Source organism: Ornithinibacillus halophilus (assembly GCF_900129485.1).
Taxonomy (GTDB): Bacteria; Bacillota; Bacilli; order Bacillales; family Amphibacillaceae; genus Ornithinibacillus; species Ornithinibacillus halophilus.
Window position 1 is genome coordinate 1 of sequence record NZ_FQVW01000052.1, and the last position, 19578, is coordinate 19578.

The window sequence follows — 19578 nt, forward strand, 5'->3', positions numbered from 1 at the left end:
GACAACTCGTAGATTATTCGGCAGATGTGTCGCTCGTGGCTGAGGTTTTACCACTAAACTACACCCGCATGGTATATAGAAAATTATTAAGTTTTGATTTACGCTCGATCATGTCCCTGCATCTACTAGCATAATCAAAGATGTTAATTCTTCGAGGCAACTCGAAGCTACTCGGCTGATGTGTCGCTCGTAACTACACCCGCATGTTTTTTAAGAATGTAATACTTATTATAACAGCGCAATTTTCATTTTGCAAGAAAAAATTTCTACATTTTTCTACAAAACTTTTAGCACACGATTTAACAGATAAGAGAGTGTGAACTCCCTTACCCATCAACTACAATACACAATTCTCCACGGCACATTTCTCGCAAACTAATAAACGGTGAAAATATCGAATGTTTTTTATAAGGAAATATTTATTTTCATTAGTAATAATGCCTTTTTCTTTCCATTTATTTACTACCCTACTCACCGTTTCTCTCGATACCCCTATATGCTTGCTGACATCACGGAGCATTATTGGATGGGTTATACGAATACCATCTTTCGTTACGATTCCATACATATTGGCATAGCGAATAAAGACCGATGCGACAGCTCCTTCAGAACCAAAGGCAATATAATCCCTTATTTTAGCTTTGCTTGCCTCAAGTGATTCTGCCACCCAGCGAGTAAATTGTAATCCAAGCAAACCATTTTCTTCGATAATTTTTTCGATTTTGGCTTTTTCAATATAAAATAACGTACATTTTTTTGACGCTACTGCCGTATTGGAATATTTTGTCCCACTAAAAATACCTATCTCACCGAATCCGTCGTGAATAAAACGAGTAAATATTGTTATTTCTTTATCTTTTCCCATTTGCTTAAAAACTCTTACTTCACCTTTTTTAATAAAGTAGAAGTATTTAGCATCATCGCCCTCAGAAAAAATTAGTTCTCCTCTAGAAACTTCTATACTTTTAGAATTAGCTTGTATTAGATTAATGTGCTTATTGTCTAAACGCTCAAGTAATGGAATCATTTTATCCCACCTTTTTTCAACATACCATTACTATACAGATTTCCAGCGTAAGAATCTGTGATGTCTGTCACATTAAAATGAAAAAATAACCATCTTTTTAATTTCGAATATACTAAAGTGATTCACACAAATCGATGCAAGTATATATGCGATAAATATAACAATTAGATAGAATTATCTTTTTTAATCTGCTAAAATATATATAATTATGAAGGGGGCGAATTATTTGTCAGTTTATCCAATCGTCTTATCACAATCGAAATTTATCCACCGAGATAGTGTAAAATTTCCTATGCAGGAACGAGCACTACAATTTGGTGATGGAATATATGAAGTAATACGAATTTACAATGGCGATTATTATTTACTTAATGAGCATATTGAACGTTTATTCCGTTCAGCTGAAGCCATTAAAATCCAAATTAATTTAACAAAAGAAGCTCTAGAAGAATTTTTAACTCTGTTGTTAGAGCGTAATAACATACAAGAAGACGGAAAATTGTATTTACAAATATCCCGTGGTTCTGCACCACGTGATCATTTATTTCCTACCGATGTAGAACCAAACTTTTATGCATACATTCAAAATTTACCTCGTAATCTAGAAGCCTTAAAAAATGGTATATCTACAATCACCCATCGAGATGAACGTTGGGAGAATTGTTATATTAAAAGCCTGAACCTTCTTCCAAATGTCTTAGCGAAACAAGAAGCTAAAGAACAAGGACGAGATGAGGCTATTTTGCACCGTGATGGAATTGTGACAGAGTGTACAGCAGCTAATGTTTATTTAGTAAAGAACAATAAAATTTATACTCACCCAACAACAAACCGTATATTAAACGGTTGTGTAAGAATGCGCATCGAGGAATTCACCAAAAAATTAAGTCTGCCATTTATAGAAGAAGCATTTACAATAGAGGATATTATCGACGCTGATGAAATCTTTTTATCAAGCAGCACAGCTGAAATTACCCCAATTACATGTGTTGACGAACATAAAATAAATAATGGTCAGCCTGGCCCAATCACAATCAAACTACAACAAGCATATGAAATAGATGCTAATATTCATCAAAACTCCCAACAATTTGCCTAATTTAAGCCAATCATGGTCAATAGTATGAGAATAAATTCTATAAGACTACCTCTTTACCAATAGAGGTGGTTTCTTTTTTCAGTAAAAGGAGGTAACTATGAAAAAGATAGCGATAATTGGTAATCCCGGCTCTGGAAAATCAACATTAGCTAAACACCTCGGTTCACGATTAAATCTACCTGTTTATCACATGGATCAACTTTTTTGGAATCCTGGATGGAATTCGGTTGATAAAGATACTTTACTAAAGAAACACGATGAGATTTTGCTGGAAAAAGAGTGGATAATTGAAGGAAATTACGGAGTCACTCTAGAACAAAGATTACGAGAAGCAGACACAATTATTTTTTTACATTACTCAACATTAAGGAGTTTATACGGGATTACGAGACGTCGAATTCAATACCATAACAAAACACGACCAGATATGACGGAAGGGTGTCCTGAGAGATTAAACTGGGAATTTTTTCAGTATACACGAAAATTTAACAAAGAAAAGGTTCCAAACCTATATTCACATTTAAAGCCATACATAAATGAAAAGACATATATATTCCATTCAAGAGGACAACTGAATCAGTATTTAAAAACAATTAGGAAGCCTAACAATTTTATTGAAAAAATCTAGCAATCTAATTGCTTCGTATATCGAAATAGTTTACAATAAAACAAAATAAAGTTTGAAAATTCTTTTTACATAGTGGAGGTTAAGGAATGGCACAATCAAAAAGAGCAGTAACAGTAGAAGATTTTAAGAGATTAGAAGTATATAGTGACCCACAATTTGCTTCTGATGGAAAAAGCTATGCTTTCATCACTACTACAGTTAATGAGAAAGATGACTACGACTCTCATATAGTAGTACAACCTATCGACGGAAGTAGTCCGAAACAATGGACCTTTGGAACCGAAAAAAATAGTCACCCTCGCTATTCACCAGACGGTTCGAGAATCGTTTTCCAATCAAATCGTACTGGGGTACCACAGTTATGGTTACTCCCAACAAGTGGTGGAGAAGCAAAACAATTAACCACTTTTAAAAATGGTGCTGTTAGCCCAGAATGGTCGAAAGACGGCAAATACATTATCTTTACCGCTTCATTAGATAAGGATGATGATGTTAAAAGTCAAAAGGAACAATCAAAAGAAGAGCGCAAAAAAGAACAAGAAGAAAAAAGTAAGCAACCATTAGTTGTTGACAGTTTACGCTATAAATCTGACGCAAAAGGATTCCATGATGATAAAAAAGCTCAACTTGTTCTTTATGATGTGTTAAATGACACATTCACACAGTTAACTTCAGCCGATACTCATCATGGCTACCAAGATATTTCCCCAGACGGAAATACGATCTTATTTGCTGGTAATCTAAATGATGATGCTGATTATGAATTAATCACTGATTTATACACATTAGATATTCCAACAAAAGAAGTGAAAAAGTTTACGAATGGTGAAGGAATGTTCCATAGTGCAAAATTCTCTCCAAGTGGTGATAAAATAGCTTGCCTAGGAAATGAGAGAGAATATGGTGGAGCAACTTTAAGTGAATTATATGTCTTCGATGTAGCTACTGGCGAACGTACTTGCTTGAGTAAGGATTGGGATTTCCAACTTGGTGATGCAATGGCAGGAGACACTCGTCTTGGCTCATCTGAAGGTGGCCCTGTATGGTCAAAAAATGAAGACCGCATTTTCTTTGTTGGTACAGATTACGGTGCTGTTAACTTATACCAAGTTGATTTAAAAGGAAATTTAGAACCATTGTATAAAGAAAATAGCCATGTGTTTGGCTTCAGCTATGACCCTAATAATGACACACTTGTTGTTGGTTCTAGTACACCACTTAACCCTTGTGATTTCTACCTAGTGGATTCTAACGAACAAAAACAACTAACAAATGCCAATGCAGACTTTTTAGAAGAAGTTGCTTTAAGTGAACCTGAAGAATTAACGGTCACTGCTCAAGATGGCTGGAAGATTCAAGGTTGGTTAATGCGCCCATACGGATTTGAAGAAGGAAAGAAATATCCATTTGTTTTAGAAGTTCATGGTGGTCCACATGCTATGTATGGTCAAACGTTCTTCCATGAGATGCAATTATTAGCAGCAAAAGGCTATGTCGTTTTATATACAAACCCACGTGGTAGTCATGGATATGGACAAGAATTTGTAGATGCATGTCGTGGTGACTACGGTGGTAGCGATTATACGGACTTAATGAGTGCTGTAGACTATGCACTGGAAAACTATAGCTTCATTGATGAAAATCGTCTTGGTGTTACCGGTGGTAGTTATGGTGGATTCATGACAAACTGGATTGTTAGTCATACGAATCGCTTTAAAGCAGCTGTTACCCAACGTTCTATTAGTAACTGGCTAAGCTTCTATGGTGTAAGTGACATCGGATTCTTCTTCACAAAATGGGAACATGGTTATAACCTATTAGAAGATCCAGAAAAACTGTGGGACTTTTCACCATTGAAATATGCAGCTAACGTTGAAACGCCATTATTAATTTTACACGGGGAACGTGATTTCCGTTGTCCAATTGAACAAGGGGAACAATTATTTATTACGTTGAAACATCTGAGAAAAGAAGTTGAATTTGTTCGTTTCCCTGGTGCAAACCACGAGTTGAGTAGAAGCGGTAAACCAGAAATGCGAATTGAACGCTTAAATCATATTTGCAGATGGTTTGAAAAATATCTATAAGTGAAATGCGTTGTGTTATGGTAACCGCGAGACCTTCTCGATGACCGTAGAAGGATTAAGGCTTGTGCTTGCGTAACCGAGAGACCTTCTCGATGACCGTAGAAGGATTAAGGCGTGTGCTTGCGTAACCGAGAGACCTTTTCGATGACCGTAGGAATAAAATGAAAGAAGCTGACATGAGCGTCAGCTTCTTTTTTGTTCTAATTTAATATGATCTTATATTCTAATCAAAATGTTTATCCAGGAAAGTAGTTAATACTTCAATATACTTCTCTTCTGAGATTGCAAATGCTTCTCCATGATTTGCATTTTCAAAAGTAACCATTTCAGCATTAGGTGTATTCTCATATAGTTCCGTCGTCATTTCTGTCGGAACAAATGTATCAGCATCACCATGAATATACAAAATTGGTAAATCGACTTGTTTAACTTGTTCTAAAGCAGTTGCCTCTGTAAATGAATAACCTGCTCTTATTTTTGAAACTAGACTAGTAGTATCCAAGACTGGAAATGGTGGTAGATGAAACATTCTAGTAATTTGATAACTAAATAAATCTTTCACACTTGTATACGGACTGTCAGCAACAACTACCTTAACATTTTCAGGCAACTCTTCTCCACTCGTCATTAAAACGGTAGCTGCCCCCATCGATAACCCATGCAAAACAATTTCCGTATCAGGGCCAAGTTTATTTATCAGCAAATCAATCCACTTTAAATAGTCTAAACGGTCATGCCAACCGAACCCATAATAGTCTCCTTCACTGCTTCCATGTCCTCGAGCATCAGCAGTAAAGAAATGATATCCTAGTTCTTCATAATAATATTGGCCGTAAAGTCCCATTTGTGACCCGTTCCCCAAGTAACCATGAGCCATGATGACCAATTTATTCGTTGGTTTTTCTGCTTCTAACAAGTATCCCTGTAACTTTAAATCATCAAACGATGTTACCTCGAGTTCTTCAAAGTCCTGCTCTCGAACCCATTGACGCCAGCCACCCTTTGTAAAGGTATTCATAGCTTCAGCTGAAACTTCTAAATCGGCATTATCATTCAGAAAGTCTTTTTGCCCACGTTGAATTGCTAGATTATAAAAGAAAACCCCAGCAACAATATCTATAACTATTAAAACAATAATTAATGCAATTGAAATCTTTAACCATCTTCTCTGCTTCACTCTAGTTGCCCCTCTCAAACAAATGCTATCTATGTTTCTATTATACAGAATAATGTTGTCAATTTGTGGGGTTTTCTATTGGTATATATTTGAAATATAATTGTAATAGTGAAGTAATATAACTAAAGTTAAAATCGCAAGAAGAGGTTGTGAAGCTATTATCGCAATAATAGTTGTCTTGAGAAGAACAATGACATAGATCCCCTTGATGTGCCTGTGTCTACTAGTAAGGAATCAAAATAGGCTTCCTCAGCACAAAGAAGCCAGGAAGTATAACTATAGTCCCTGGCTCCCCGCCGCCTGTGGAAAAGAAGACACTCTTAATGTAACCGAAGGAAACTTGAACAGATGTCGAACTTGTGCTGGAAGTAAAAGTGAGTTGTATTTCTGTAGGAAGAAGGTAATTAGACTACACACTTATATACTTACCCTTTTTCTACTACACCGATTGCTTCTTTTACCTCTTGTAGTTGCTCAATATGTCGCAGTTCGTGATATGCCACAAATTCTATTGATTGTTTTAGGTTCATATCACCAAATGGAGAGTCAGATATTGCTTTGGCTAATAATTGCTCTGATGTTACAGACTCAACCAATTTTCTAAGGTTCTCATGTGAGTTATCCAAGTCTTCTTTAAGTTCTGCTAAAGTTTTAAATTCATCTCCTGGCACCGAAAATTTCGGAGCATCCACTTTAAAGCTGCGGTCAGTAGTCATTTCAATCGGATGATCTTTAGCATAGACATCTTCTCCATTTTGCAATTGTCTATCTATTAACTTTGTAAAAGCCTTCTCCAATAAATATACGTGCTCTAAAATTTGACGGATTGACCATTTATCCTCGTCAGGTTTTTGATTTATTAATTCATCGGAAAGCCCTTCTACCTCATGCCATAATTTATTTCTTACGTTATCATTTAACTCCATGATTCCACCTCATCTAATATTTTTTATTATCTTAATATTAAATCATTTAATAGGTGGAATCAACAATCCTTTTAAATATGCCTTCTTTCCATCAAATGAATTCCAATTCCCATCATTAGTACTCCCATTAAAAGTAGAATACTAACTGGTAATAATAATTCGCTCATGGAATATCCATAAACTGCTATCCCATTTAAAACTTCCATACCATAAGTGATAGGATTTATTTTTGCTAGGGCTAACATGAACTCTGATTCCACTATTTCCAGTGGCCAGTAAGCACCGCCAATCATGGCCGAACTTACAGATACAATAGGGATTGCTGCATTAAATTGAGCAACATTTTTAACAATAGCTGTTATTAAAATGGCCAAGGAGACAATCGCAAACACGTAAGGAATAAGCATTACCAATGCAAGTAAGAAATTCCCATTGAAATCTACTCCAAATCCAAATCGAAACACTAGGAAAATAATCATTATTTGAAAGTAACCCGTTAAAAAACTATAAATTAAATTGGCTACATACATTTCCCATTTCCGTACTGGAGACAATATGACCCGATCCCAAATCCCCTCTTTTTTCTCTGTTAAGATAGGCAGAACATTATAGGCAATCGTATAGATGACAAAAAACAATGTGAATCCAAACAAACTTTGAAAAGTTTGATCATATACGAATGTGTCATCATTTCGAAAACTTTCCCTTTTTAACTCGAACACCGGTTTATTATTTTTCCATTCCCTAACAACGTTCTCTCCATCTTCTGATGCTAAAAGTTTCTCTTGTTGAATTTTTTCCACATAAATCCCTTGGACAGTACTTTCTAACATCTCAATATTTGGTGATTCAACACCAATGATGATTTGAAATGAATCGGATTCAAGGATTAGTCCTAATTCAGCCTTGCCATTGGCAATTCTATTTTCCATATCTTCTTTATCCATCCAATTAAAAGAAAATGCCTCTACTTCTTTTAGTTTCTCTGCAACAAAACCTGATTGCATTGTTTCATCTTCAGCATAAATAGGTACTTGAATGGAATTTACATTACCAGATCCACCAATAAGGAGGGCAAAGACAATGGACATTCCAGTAAATATTAAAAATGTCCATGGACCACGAATAAATGTCTTCCATTTTGCTAATAAGATCCCTTTCATTATGCCTGCCCCCTTTTCGGAAAACTGATACTAGCAATCACAATCGTTAAAACAGAAAATACGACTAGTAAACTAACATGATCCTGCACATCTGCTAAACTATTACCTCTTAGGATAGACAAATATGCAGACATCCCGGCACCATTTGGAGTTAGATCCCCTAATTTCTGAATAAATGCAGAAGAATCACCAATTGGAAAGAAGCTTCCACCTAGAAAAGCCATAATGGTTACAATTATTCCTGAGAAGAAATTAGTGATTACCTCTGAATTAATTCGGTAACAAATTGCCGTTAATAACACGGTAATCCCACCAACTGCTGCTGCATATGCTAAGGTGACGATAAAAAAGGCAAATAGATCCGGCCATGTTACCCCAAAGACTAACCAAGCATATCCATATATAATTAGTAATTGAATAAACCCAAAGGCCATTCCTGATAAAAATATGCTGATGAAATAAGTCCAGCGTGACACATTAGCTAGAATCACCCTGTCAAAGACATGGTCTTCTTTTTCTCGAAAGGCCATTGCCCCAATTGCTGAAGCTAGAAATAATACATTCATCGCAGCCATTCCAACACTATAATAGTCCTTAGATGTGATAGGAAGATTTTGCTCTATTGTCGTGGCCTCTTTAACTATGTTAGACCCATTAATATTCAAAATCGATTGATCTAACCCGTTCTTTTCTAGAAATACACCAAGAGTTAATTGCTGTTGGTACTGGGTTAAAATGCTTCTTACAATACTTTCACCAACTTGGTGTGTATCATTATAAATTACTTTTAGTGCAGGCTGTGTCTTTTCATCCATAACAACATGATTTAACATGTCATACGTAAAATCCTCTGGTACTTCTATAATTGCTGTAAAAGAATCATCTTCTATTATCGATTCTTTCTCTGATGCATTTATTTCTTCTAATAAAATAATATCTTTCAACGCGTTACTCCCAAGAATTTCATCCCTTAATGTGTGTACAAACATAAAGTTTTGACTATTTTCAGTGATGGATTCAATTGCTTCGGGTGGGATAACTTCACGTGCTCTTTCCATAAATCCCTCTACTTCAGCATGTTCATCACTATGCTGAATAAAAGCAACCTTTACTTGAATTTTAGGGCTTTCTCCATCCATCCAGCTACTTAAAGCAATACCTAAAATCGTAATTAAGAGAATAGGCAAACCTATTAGTAATAACAGTTCTTGGGGGTTGCGAATAAATTGTAAACCTTGTTTTTTAACAATGTTCCAAATCACAGTATCACCTCAATCCCTTAATGCTCTTCCAGTAAGATGTAAAAATACATCCTCTAATGTTGGGACTTTTACATCTACGGAAGAGATTTCTAGATTTTGCTCTTCAGCCATTTTGATAAGTTTTGAAAAGAGATTAACTTCTTTAGGAACGATAATTGTAATTTCTTTTTCCGATGTAATGACTTGGTTTATAACTGGATTATCTTTTAATAATTGGATAAACGTTGGGTCCATTCGGTTTACTTTCATCACAATAGTTTTTTCAGAAGAAAGGATACTTTTAATTTCATCTTTAGACCCTGATGCGATCAAGCTACCTTGGTCCATGATGTAGATTCGATCACAAAGATACTCGACTTCTTCCATATAATGACTGGTATACAGTACGGTCATTTGTTTTTCCTTATTCAGACGTTTCACAGTCTCTAAAATATAATTTCTTGATTGTGGGTCAATACCAACAGTTGGTTCATCCATAATAAGAATTTCAGGGTTATGAAGCATTGCAACCCCTATATTTAATCTCCGTTTCATTCCACCAGAAAACTTACTTACTATATCTTTCCGGCGATCACTTAATCCAATTTGTTCTAATACCTCATCAATTTTTTGTTGAAGTTTCTTTCCTTTTAAACGATAGATTCGGCCAAAAAACTGTAAATTTTCTTCTGCTGTTAACTCTGAATATAGTGCGATTTCTTGAGGTACAATTCCGACAATCTTTCTTAGAGGGCTAGGATTTTTTAAGATACTTTTGTTTAGTAACAATACATCCCCATTTGTAGGTTCAACTAAAGATGAAAGCATGGAAATAGTTGTTGATTTCCCAGCCCCATTTGGCCCCAACATCCCTACAATTTCTCCTTTTTCAATGAACATATTCATATTTTTAACGGCGTACGTATTTTTATATTTCTTTGACAAATCCACTAATTCTAGCAATGTACTTCCTCCTCACAAATTACTTCTTTATAGTCCTATTGTAGAAAATAATTAACTACTTCAACACTGTCTGTAGTCATAAAGTGACACAATAGAAAGTGACCTAGGTCATGAAATATAAAACCCTCAGTCATAGTACGCAATAAAGAAAGGCCAACATCCTTCATTTACAGAAGGATGCTGGCCTGATTGGTAAGATTATGTTATTTCTTTTTTGTAAAGTTTAATAACAACAATGCGATGCTGAATATTGCCAGTTGAGCTACTAATAAAATGAGCCCACCTTTTACTTGCTCTGCAACTGGATCAAACGGCAATAACATTGAATAGTATTCTGTTGGAAGGGTTTCTCCAGCTGGCAAACATAGCTCCATTGCAGCAATAAACGACGTCATATCGGTATAAGTTGTATAAAGACTTTTATCCACAAGCAACCATATTAGACTTAGAGGAATTAATAAAAGAATATTACTGCTCGTATAAATTAGCCTTTGTTTATACGAATAATTGGTCGAGATAATTGGTACCCAAAATAAGATAGCTGCGACAAATAATGCAAGTAAGTAAAAATAATTTAGGAATAAGTCCATTCTAGCGAAATCAAATACGAAAGAAATATGGTAAACATAAACCAAGCCATAAAATAGAATAATTGCAAATAGTGGCTTAGTAACAAAATTAATAAATCTTTTAACTACTGGAAGTTTGTCTTTCACCAAATCAATTGATTTTTGTTTAAACCCATATACCAATAGTGGTGGTGCCACAAATAGTAATAATACAACTTGAATAATATGTGTACTAAATTGAATTCTTCCAATAATATTTAATGGGCTACCGATTGATGCAAATACAGCTATTAACCCTAGTGAAAAGGAAAGCGTCTTCCATATCGAATGTCTATCATCATGGGGAAGTAAGAACAAGTAAATAATAGCAGCAAAAGCTACAAATAAGAATATTCCACCATTCCATAATGAGCCGAACATAAATTCATCTAGTAAAATCTCTAGCAATGTTTGTCCCCCACTTTCTATATCTATCTATAAAAAGTATAAATGATTCTATACTCCTTGTGGGGTGATAGTTGTAACAATATGATGACAGTCACACTAATCTGCTATATCATGTTTAACTGCATAAATGGCTAATTGCGTTCGATCTCGTAAGCCAATCTTATGAAGAATTTGTGTGATATGATTTTTTACCGTACCTACGGATAAGAATAATTCCTCTGAGATTTCTTTATTCGTTTTCCCTTCTCCTACAAGCTTGATGATCGATAATTCTCTAGAAGAAAAATCAATCGTAGACTTTTCTTTTTCCTGTCTGTTCAATAGTTTAGGGAATACTTTTGCTGCAACATCATCATGAATAGTCATTCCACCTTTCATCACACTATAAATGGCATCAATTAATTTCTCCGATTCGGCTGTTTTTAATAAAAATCCATTGGCACCTTCTTTTAACGCTTGGACAGCATATTCATCATCATTAAAAGTAGTTAACACTAATATTTTAATATCTGGCCACTGTTGTTTGATAATTCTAGTCGCTTCAATACCATTCATTACGGGCATGCGAATGTCCATCATAATAAAATCAATCATATGCTTTTCTAATAATTGAATGGCTTGTTGACCATTTTCAGCTTCGTGAGTAATACGAATATTTTCGTCTTGTTCTAAGATTACCTTAAGCCCTTGACGGACAATTGCTTGATCCTCCACTAATAACCCTCGCCACATAGTTACACCTCTATTCACTTGGTATGGTTCCTTTTACCGTAAAATACTTCTCTGTTTGGTATACTTCTAATTTACCGTCTACCTCATCCACTCGCTTTTTCATATTGGATAGTCCAAATCCGAACTGAAATGGACGAGCTTCATAAACAGCATTTGTAACCTCAAAAGTAATATCACCGACTGGGGATTTCCCTAGCACAATTTGTACTTCTCTTGAATGGGCATGACGCATCGCATTCGTTAATGCTTCTTGGATAACACGATATAGGGCGATACTTTTTTCGTTAGAAAGCTTAACAGATAGTACTCCCTCTTTCGTCGTAAACTGAATCATAATATGACTTTCTGCTTCTAGCTTTCGAATTAAATGAATAACCGTTGCTAGTCCTTCGCTTTCTTCACTTTGTAATGCTTTTACTGCATTTCTAGTTTCATCTAGCCCTTCTTGAGCCATTTGTTTTAATTCACGATAACTTGGGTCATTCTCTTGAATTGCCTTAGCCTCTAGTTGCATAATTAATGCTGTTAACCGATGACCAACTGAATCATGGATATCTCTTGCAATACGATTGCGTTCTCTTAACTTAGCATCTTGTTCGGTTAATAAATTCATTCGTTTTAACTTTCGATATTCTCCAGCCAATTCTTCATAGATTGCTTGTTTCTCTGCTTTTTCGTTCGACAACCGATTGATTGAGTAAACGAGCACAAATATAAACAAGCTTATAACAACAGTCTCTAGTATCAGAGTTTGATGTACTACAGCTATTGATATAGAAATGATGCTATTTATCAATGATATTAGGTGAAATTGCTTTTCTTTTAACCTAAAACTAGCCATCGTAGTCATGTATAGTAGAAGTAAAATTGTCATTAAAGGATGAATTGCAAACATTAGCCCATATAATAAAAGGGAAATAGACAACATAGCATAAACAACTAAAAATACTTTATTTAATGACAAAATAAAAAAGAGACTTAGAGTAACTGATAAAAATAGAAAACTAATAGCGATAGAAGATGGGTCTTGTATAATAATTCCTACCCAAAGTCCTATAAATATAATTAAACGAAGCCAAAACAGTTTCATTAATTTATCCACCTTTTTCACAAACTGCCCAAAAAGTTTGAAAATATACTATAATAGTAGAATAACAGAAGGGATGATAACATCTTAGAAGATTTATTAAAAAATTTTTATAGGAGATGTTGTAAATGAATACGAACCTTTTCTTGACAGGATATCCTGGTTTTCTTGCCTCCAGTTTAATCGAACAACTACTTCACGACCACCACAAACAAATCGATCACATCTATTTACTAGTATTACCAAATATGCGCCATAAAGCAACAGAGGAATTGAAGAAAACAGCCAATGATCCATCGAAATTTACAGTAGTTACTGGGGATATTACACAACAAGGTTTAGGAATAGAAACATCCATGAATCAAGAATTACAGAATAAAATCACCCATGTATTTCATCTAGCTGCCATCTATGATCTAGCAGTGCCAAAAGATATCGCTTATCAAGTAAACGTACTGGGGACAAATAATGTAAATACATGGGTAAAAGAACTACCTAACCTACAAAGATACATTTATTTTAGCACTGCCTATGTATCTGGTAAACGAGAAGGAAAAATCTATGAACATGAATTAGAGATGGGGCAGTCGTTTAAAAACCATTATGAACAAACAAAATATATGGCAGAAGTTCTGGTTGAAGAAATGAAGGACAAAGTACCAACCACCATCATTCGTCCTGGTGTCGTAAAAGGACATTCTAAAACCGGATATACGATTAAGTTTGACGGATTGTACTTCATGTTAAACATGCTTGATAAACTTCGCTTTCTTCCATTTGTGCCATACATAGGAGACGGAGAAGCAGAAGGAAATTTTGTACCTGCAGATTATGTATTACAAGCAACGAGCTATCTTTCTATTGATCCAATTGGCGAGGGGAAAACTTATCATTTAACCGATCCAAAGCCATATAAAATGTGGGAATTACAAAAAATGTTAACAGAACATTATCTTGGTACGACTCCTAAAGGAAAAATACCTTTAGATTTCGCTAGAACACCTTTACGTTGGCGTCCAATTCGAAAATGGTTACAAGCAGAACCTGAGGCGATGGATTACTTTACAACAACCTCATCTTATGACTGTTCTCAAACGGTAAAAGACCTTGAAGGCTCAGGAATTACTTGTCCAGATTTAAAAGATACACTAAAACCAATGGTCTATTTCTATCGAAAATATAAAGACGACTTTACTAGACAAATAGAATTTGATTAAAAGGATATGGACTTTCGGCAAATTTAAACAAAAAGATTCTAGGCAATTTGTCATAACTTACTGACTTAAGTGAATATTTTACCATTTTTCTGATATATCATTTTAGTGAACATATTTTATAGTATAATGGGAGGGACAGGTTCTGTATGGTGTGACGTAATACAAAGCGAAGAGAAAAACTTGGCGGCTTCAACAAATCCCCTAGGAAAGGGGCTGAATTGTTTGATTCCAATTGAAAAGACAATTGAGTTGATGCTGATGTTTGCTACGCTTATGTTATTAGTTTCAAGTGTACGGGAAAAAAAGTAATCACCCTGTCGGTCGTAAACCCAGGATAATTACCTTTTCACCCTGAAGGAGTCGCCCACTATACACATAATCTGTCCGGGTCGTAAGGGATGAGCTTACGACTCGCTTTTGTGTCTGAACACTCCCAGGTACCATTATACAAAAATGGACAACCTCAGGACAACATAAAATTTAAATTTTCATAAAAATACCAACTGTTGAACCTACAAATACACTAACAACCTTCTCCAAGAAGCCACTTTCTCTTCAAACGTCTTATTGTACTTTCCTGGGATTGGACTAGAAGATGGAAGCTTGATCGTATCCACAGACAAATCATTCGGTTTATATTTTGCAAATGTCTGGTATGCTTTCGTTCCATTACAAGCAATCAATCGAATCGTTGGATATTTTTCAATGATACCTGCTATATCATTTGGCTCCTCATTAGTAATATTAGTATCTAAGCTTCCCTCACGATAGCAAGCACCAATTGCATCCCATAAAGCAATATGATGTTCATGGACTAATTGCATCTTTTCTCTGTAACTATTCGGTGAGTCAACTTGAAACAATTCAGCTAGTATCTTCCAAAAATGATTCCGGGGATTTCCATAATATTCTTGGTTTTTTAATGATAAAACACTTGGCATGGACCCTAGAATTAATACCTTTGGATACTCTGGGGTAACGGGAGGTAAACCAATTAATTTATCTGACATAAATATATACTCCTTATTCCGTAATCATGCATGAATCTCATAACGATAGGTCAACTATACATTTATTAGAGATAATGAACAATCTCTAGAGTTGTCTGCATACAATATTGTGAATCAATATGAAATTGAGGTGATATCAGATTAAAGATATTCCTTTTTTAATTGCAGGACCAATCATTCGCCGTGTAGAACCAAATAGAATCTTTATCTGGATTGCTACAAGTAAAGAATGTAATACTCAAGTGAAACTTTACAACATCGATCACTCCAAACAGTCCATTAATTATGAACCAATTCAAACGACTACAATCAACAAAACCATTAAAAGTGGAAATAACTTATTTATAAGTCTGTTAGAAGTAAATCCTATTCAAGGTACATTCCCTATTGACGAATTTATCGGTTATAATCTGGAATTCTCCACTATGAATCGAAAGAATTTTGACTTAGATACGTTAGGTTTGCTCACCTCTGGTCATCCGCAATCAATTGTTTATGGAGATTTTGACTTTCCAACATTCATTATTCAAAAAAATGCACCTAATAATATTCTGTATGGATCTTGTCAAAAACCACATGGGAAAAATCAAAATGTATTCCCGAGTGCTGATCAATCCATTGAAGAGAATTTTTCAACTATCAAAAAACGGCCAAACTCGTTATTCTTAATGGGAGATCAGATCTATGCAGACGACGTTGCAGACCCTATCTTCCCTGTTGTATCCAAATGGTCACAAGCACTTATTGGTGAAGATAAGCGAGGACTCTATTCTGTTGATAGACGACTACAGACTACTCCTTTTCGAAAAGCTATTGACCGAATTAATGGGCGTCAATATACCCTTGAAAATATTAGTCATCTCACTTCCAATAGTGCTCATAACCATTTAATTCGATACAGTGAATATATGACAATGTATCTTTTAACACTAGGACCAACTCTCTGGGAAAATGTAGAAATTCCTTCATTTGATGACTTAGTAAAGAATGATAACTACTATTTTATTTATCCAGACAATAAAAAAAATAAACGGAATCATAAGAAAGAACGAAAAAAATATAACAAAAGATTTAATACAGAACAAAAAGAACTTGCTAATTATGTGAATACGTTATCTAGTGTAAGGCGTGTATTAGCGAACACACCCACCTATATGATATTTGATGATCATGATATAACAGATGATTGGAATATTTCAAGGGAATGGAAAAAAGATGTCTATCAATCGCCATTAGGTAGGTATATCGTAACCAATGGTTTAACTGCTTATTGGTTAGTGCAAGCGTGGGGAAATGACCCTGACACTTTTACTCCTTATGCTAATAAAATACGTTATTATTTGAATCGTTATTTAGTTACAGCACGTTTTGATGAAGAGTGGGAAAAGCATTTATTAAGCTTTCATTCCTGGTCATTTGTAGCTCCAACCAACCCACGAAGCCTATTTCTCGATATACGAACAATGCGAAGGTATGACATTGAACCACAACCACTCCGAATAGGACGATATATTGGAGAAGGTAACAATGCTGCCCAACTTATAAGTAGGCGAGGTTGGAACCGTATTTCCTCCACTTTGGAGAAAAGTAATTGGAGATACCATGATCCGATTATACTTGTATCACCTACTCCACTATACGGCATTGGACTTATCGAATCATTTTTAAATAAATTTGTTTATCCATTTCGATTGCTCGGACTTCCTGTAAATTATAACCTCGATTTTGAAGCGTGGAAGTATAACGGAAAAGGGTTTAATTTATTTTTACAACAGTTAGCTAAATGGAATCCACAAACATGTATTATTTTATCCGGTGATGTCCATTATGCATCCGCTGTAAAATCAAAGGTAACGTTCACAAACAAACGAGAATTAAATATCCACCAATTTACGAGTAGTCCGATCCATAATATGAGCTTCTCAGGTTTATGGGGTCTTTTATTAAAAATTGTTATTTGGTTTAATGCTCAAAAAAGAAAACGTCGTACAATCCATCGATATTGTGATAATTTCGACCGACTTCAAATTAATAGCGAGAAGTTGGAGTTAAAAAAACGTTATAAATGGCACGAGGAAATTAAGTATCTTACTACTTCTAGAGGTTCTATTATAGAAACGAAGAATAACATTGGTCTATTACAATTGACAAAAAATCAGATGAAAAATAAGCTAATAACAGCAAAGGTTAACCCAAATAAAGGTATACAATGACAAAACTAAAACTAGGAGGCTTTTCTACCTCCTAGTTTTGCTAGTTATTCTAGATCATTTGCATCGATAATCCATATTGCACGGTTAGACCCGAATGGATCACTATAATGTAATTCATAGCTTCCAGAATCGGGAACATCAAACGGAATCTCTCCTCGCAGTTTTTTACCAGCAGCAACCGTGCCATCAAATTGTCCTTGTATACCTTCCGTTAAAATCGTAGTCGTATAACTGTATCCATCTTCATCGTAAAGCTCTACATTCAGCATCGAGCTAATTGTAACTTCTTCATCTGAATTATTTTCAGCTGTCATATTAACGACAACAAATTTATCATTATCCGCTTCATCAAATTCACCACCAGGCTCAACTCTAACTTCATTTAACGTAATCGTCACATCATTAAATGTTGCAGAATCCCCAATACTTAAATCCTCTACGTTCTGATCATCATTTCCTGTTTCGTCACCAGTATCTGTTGTATTCTCTGTATTGTTTTCCTCTTCTGTATCTGCGTTATTACCCGTATTCTCGTCATTTCCAGCATCATCCCCACCACAACCTGCTAATACGAAGACAAAAGAAATAAATAAATATAAAATAATTCGTTTTGAAAAATTCATTACGTTCCCTCCAATACGTTGATTATCCATATTTTTTTGCATAAACAACGAAAATTATACAATCGGATTATGTTGGAGGGTAAGAAAAGATCAGGCACCCGGAGCTAGAATCTCTCTTCTTTATCCATAAGAAAATCTCCCTTACTAGACAGTAAAGGAGATTCAAAAATGGTTATGCTTTTCTAGCTGAGTCTAAATTCATCAATACATTAATAACAAAAAGTAAAATAGCTAACACAGTAACAGTACCACCAATAGCAACGAACGTTAAAAAGATGTCCCCTGCACCTGATAATGCTAATGCTAAGCCCCCCATCATTACTGGTAACCCTATATTATGAACCCAAAAATGGATTTTTGCTAAAGCAGTTTCGGCAAGTGATGGATATATATTATATAATATACCTATCATACCTAAAGACATCCATCCTAGTAAGTTAATATGAACATGGACACCTGTTAATGTATAATTGTGCGCCATTGACATATATAGCCCTAGCAGCACCCCTATTGCAAAATAAATGACTGAAATCTTAATTAACATATTCCCCATGACTGGAAACTCCCTTCATTTTTATTTAAACTCTTAGTAACTATATGTATGAGAATAGTAATTATTGACTATTTATTTCTAGGAAATGTAAAAAATCAGGAGGTCTATATCTTGCCTAAATTAATACTAGCTTCAACTTCACCACGCAGAAAAGAACTTTTAGAACAAGTAAACATTCCTTTTAAAACACGAAAACAAGAAGTGGATGAATCAAAAATTGTGACATTAAATCCTAAGGAAAAGGTAGAAACACTTGCTCACCTAAAAGCAATTAATACACCTATTCTTTCCTCAGATGAGGTCATCCTTTCTGCCGATACGGTGGTTAGTTTTGAAGGGGGAATTTTTGAAAAACCCAAAAATGAGGAAGACGCGTTTCGAATGCTTTCAACTTTAAGTGGTAAGTTCCATTCTGTTTATTCAGGTGTTTGCATTCGTTCGGAAAAGAAACAAGCTATTTTTATAGAGAAAACCGATGTAGAGTTTTGGGAACTTACAGATGATGAGATTGAGGATTATATCCAATCAAAGGATCCTTTTGATAAAGCAGGGGCATATGGAATACAAACACAAGGCGCTATGTTTGTTAAACAAATCGTTGGAGATTATTTTAATGTGGTTGGATTACCAATCTCTAAAGTTGTAAGGGAACTTAGGAGCTTTGCAATCTACACAAAATAAAATAAAAATCAGTATATAAAGTAGGGAAACCACTCTCATGGCTTCCCCCTTATCAAACCGTACGTGCCTTATTAAGGCATACGGCTTACCAATATGTTACAATGATTATCAAGTAGATGCGTTCCAGGCATTTTG

The 19578-nt window shown here is 35.0% G+C and carries 18 protein-coding genes; 6 read left to right on the top strand and 12 right to left on the bottom strand.

The genetic code is table 11. The features are described 5' to 3' along the window. Window positions 1-337: 337 nt before the first annotated feature. The gene (locus tag BUB12_RS15030; RefSeq protein ID WP_072891730.1) at window positions 338-1027 is read right to left on the bottom strand and encodes a Crp/Fnr family transcriptional regulator; all 690 of its coding nucleotides are present in this window, start codon (window positions 1025-1027) and stop codon (window positions 338-340) included. A 226-nt stretch (window positions 1028-1253) separates the two neighbouring features. Here BUB12_RS15030 and dat point away from each other — a divergent pair, with 226 nt between their 5' ends. The 3 genes from dat to BUB12_RS15045 all read left to right on the top strand — a co-directional run bounded on the left by dat (window position 1254) and on the right by BUB12_RS15045 (window position 4841). Beyond that, window positions 1254-2126: a D-amino-acid transaminase gene (gene dat, locus BUB12_RS15035; RefSeq protein WP_072891731.1), complete on the top strand. Its 873-nt coding sequence runs from the start codon at window positions 1254-1256 to the stop codon at window positions 2124-2126. A gap of 97 nt (window positions 2127-2223) precedes the next feature. Further along, on the top strand, window positions 2224-2754 hold the full coding sequence (locus tag BUB12_RS15040; protein WP_072891732.1) for a P-loop NTPase family protein: 531 nt from the start codon (window positions 2224-2226) through the stop codon (window positions 2752-2754). Between the two features lie 86 nt (window positions 2755-2840). After that, window positions 2841-4841, top strand: coding sequence for a S9 family peptidase (locus BUB12_RS15045; protein WP_072891733.1), 2001 nt, complete (start codon window positions 2841-2843; stop codon window positions 4839-4841). Window positions 4842-5064: 223 nt separating this feature from the next. On the opposite strand, the gene BUB12_RS15050 is transcribed toward BUB12_RS15045, so the two are convergent. From BUB12_RS15050 to BUB12_RS15085, 8 genes are all read right to left on the bottom strand, one after another. After that, the gene (locus tag BUB12_RS15050; RefSeq protein ID WP_072891734.1) at window positions 5065-6018 is read right to left on the bottom strand and encodes an alpha/beta hydrolase; all 954 of its coding nucleotides are present in this window, start codon (window positions 6016-6018) and stop codon (window positions 5065-5067) included. Between the two features lie 425 nt (window positions 6019-6443). Next, on the bottom strand, window positions 6444-6944 hold the full coding sequence (locus BUB12_RS15055; RefSeq protein ID WP_072891735.1) for a DinB family protein: 501 nt from the start codon (window positions 6942-6944) through the stop codon (window positions 6444-6446). Window positions 6945-7015: 71 nt separating this feature from the next. Continuing rightward, a complete protein-coding gene (locus BUB12_RS15060; RefSeq protein WP_072891736.1) occupies window positions 7016-8107 on the bottom strand; it encodes an ABC transporter permease in 1092 nt (363 codons plus the stop codon). After that, on the bottom strand, window positions 8107-9369 hold the full coding sequence (locus BUB12_RS15065) for an ABC transporter permease (protein WP_072891737.1): 1263 nt from the start codon (window positions 9367-9369) through the stop codon (window positions 8107-8109). Before BUB12_RS15065 ends, BUB12_RS15060 begins: the two co-directional genes overlap by 1 nt. 9 nt (window positions 9370-9378) lie before the next feature. Then, complete coding sequence (locus tag BUB12_RS15070) at window positions 9379-10311, bottom strand: ABC transporter ATP-binding protein (RefSeq protein ID WP_072891738.1); 933 nt, start codon at window positions 10309-10311, stop codon at window positions 9379-9381. Between the two features lie 203 nt (window positions 10312-10514). Beyond that, entirely contained in the window at window positions 10515-11327 is an 813-nt protein-coding gene (locus BUB12_RS15075; protein WP_072891739.1) for a cytochrome c oxidase assembly protein, read from the bottom strand. 96 nt (window positions 11328-11423) lie between these two features. Beyond that, window positions 11424-12059: a response regulator transcription factor gene (locus BUB12_RS15080; protein ID WP_072891740.1), complete on the bottom strand. Its 636-nt coding sequence runs from the start codon at window positions 12057-12059 to the stop codon at window positions 11424-11426. Between the two features lie 10 nt (window positions 12060-12069). Continuing rightward, complete coding sequence (locus BUB12_RS15085; RefSeq protein ID WP_072891741.1) at window positions 12070-13149, bottom strand: sensor histidine kinase; 1080 nt, start codon at window positions 13147-13149, stop codon at window positions 12070-12072. Window positions 13150-13274: 125 nt separating this feature from the next. Between BUB12_RS15085 and BUB12_RS15090 the strand changes: the two genes are divergently transcribed. Then, window positions 13275-14363, top strand: coding sequence for an SDR family oxidoreductase (locus tag BUB12_RS15090; RefSeq protein ID WP_072891742.1), 1089 nt, complete (start codon window positions 13275-13277; stop codon window positions 14361-14363). Between the two features lie 512 nt (window positions 14364-14875). Here BUB12_RS15090 and BUB12_RS15095 read toward each other — a convergent pair. Next, window positions 14876-15373 (bottom strand): DNA-deoxyinosine glycosylase, encoded by a 498-nt coding sequence (locus BUB12_RS15095; RefSeq protein ID WP_072891743.1) that lies wholly within the window; start codon window positions 15371-15373, stop codon window positions 14876-14878. 242 nt (window positions 15374-15615) lie between these two features. On the opposite strand from BUB12_RS15095, the gene BUB12_RS15100 reads away from it, so the two are divergent. Next, window positions 15616-17586 carry a metallophosphoesterase family protein gene (locus tag BUB12_RS15100; RefSeq protein WP_084063368.1) on the top strand — a complete coding sequence of 657 codons (1971 nt, stop codon included), beginning with the start codon at window positions 15616-15618 and terminating at the stop codon, window positions 17584-17586. Between the two features lie 44 nt (window positions 17587-17630). Here BUB12_RS15100 and BUB12_RS15105 read toward each other — a convergent pair whose 3' ends face one another. Both BUB12_RS15105 and BUB12_RS15110 read right to left on the bottom strand, forming a co-directional pair. Then, window positions 17631-18209, bottom strand: coding sequence for a DUF4352 domain-containing protein (locus tag BUB12_RS15105; RefSeq protein WP_072891745.1), 579 nt, complete (start codon window positions 18207-18209; stop codon window positions 17631-17633). A 172-nt stretch (window positions 18210-18381) separates the two neighbouring features. Beyond that, a complete protein-coding gene (locus BUB12_RS15110; protein WP_072891746.1) occupies window positions 18382-18762 on the bottom strand; it encodes a cytochrome-c oxidase in 381 nt (126 codons plus the stop codon). 111 nt (window positions 18763-18873) lie between these two features. Here BUB12_RS15110 and BUB12_RS15115 point away from each other — a divergent pair, with 111 nt between their 5' ends. Further along, the gene (locus tag BUB12_RS15115; RefSeq protein WP_072891747.1) at window positions 18874-19443 is read left to right on the top strand and encodes a Maf family protein; all 570 of its coding nucleotides are present in this window, start codon (window positions 18874-18876) and stop codon (window positions 19441-19443) included. Window positions 19444-19578 lie beyond the last annotated feature (135 nt).

What these genes read in the sequence shown, in the direction of transcription:
- BUB12_RS15030 (WP_072891730.1), bottom strand. Translation starts at nt 1,027, where the DNA reads ATGATTCCATTACTTGAGCGTTTAGACAATAAGCACATTAATCTAATA.
- BUB12_RS15040 (WP_072891732.1), top strand. Translation starts at nt 2,224, where the DNA reads ATGAAAAAGATAGCGATAATTGGTAATCCCGGCTCTGGAAAATCAACA.
- BUB12_RS15045 (WP_072891733.1), top strand. Translation starts at nt 2,841, where the DNA reads ATGGCACAATCAAAAAGAGCAGTAACAGTAGAAGATTTTAAGAGATTA.
- BUB12_RS15055 (WP_072891735.1), bottom strand. Translation starts at nt 6,944, where the DNA reads ATGGAGTTAAATGATAACGTAAGAAATAAATTATGGCATGAGGTAGAA.
- BUB12_RS15060 (WP_072891736.1), bottom strand. Translation starts at nt 8,107, where the DNA reads ATGAAAGGGATCTTATTAGCAAAATGGAAGACATTTATTCGTGGTCCA.
- BUB12_RS15080 (WP_072891740.1), bottom strand. Translation starts at nt 12,059, where the DNA reads ATGTGGCGAGGGTTATTAGTGGAGGATCAAGCAATTGTCCGTCAAGGG.
- BUB12_RS15085 (WP_072891741.1), bottom strand. Translation starts at nt 13,149, where the DNA reads ATGAAACTGTTTTGGCTTCGTTTAATTATATTTATAGGACTTTGGGTA.
- BUB12_RS15090 (WP_072891742.1), top strand. Translation starts at nt 13,275, where the DNA reads ATGAATACGAACCTTTTCTTGACAGGATATCCTGGTTTTCTTGCCTCC.
- BUB12_RS15095 (WP_072891743.1), bottom strand. Translation starts at nt 15,373, where the DNA reads ATGTCAGATAAATTAATTGGTTTACCTCCCGTTACCCCAGAGTATCCA.
- BUB12_RS15105 (WP_072891745.1), bottom strand. Translation starts at nt 18,209, where the DNA reads ATGAATTTTTCAAAACGAATTATTTTATATTTATTTATTTCTTTTGTC.
- BUB12_RS15110 (WP_072891746.1), bottom strand. Translation starts at nt 18,762, where the DNA reads ATGGGGAATATGTTAATTAAGATTTCAGTCATTTATTTTGCAATAGGG.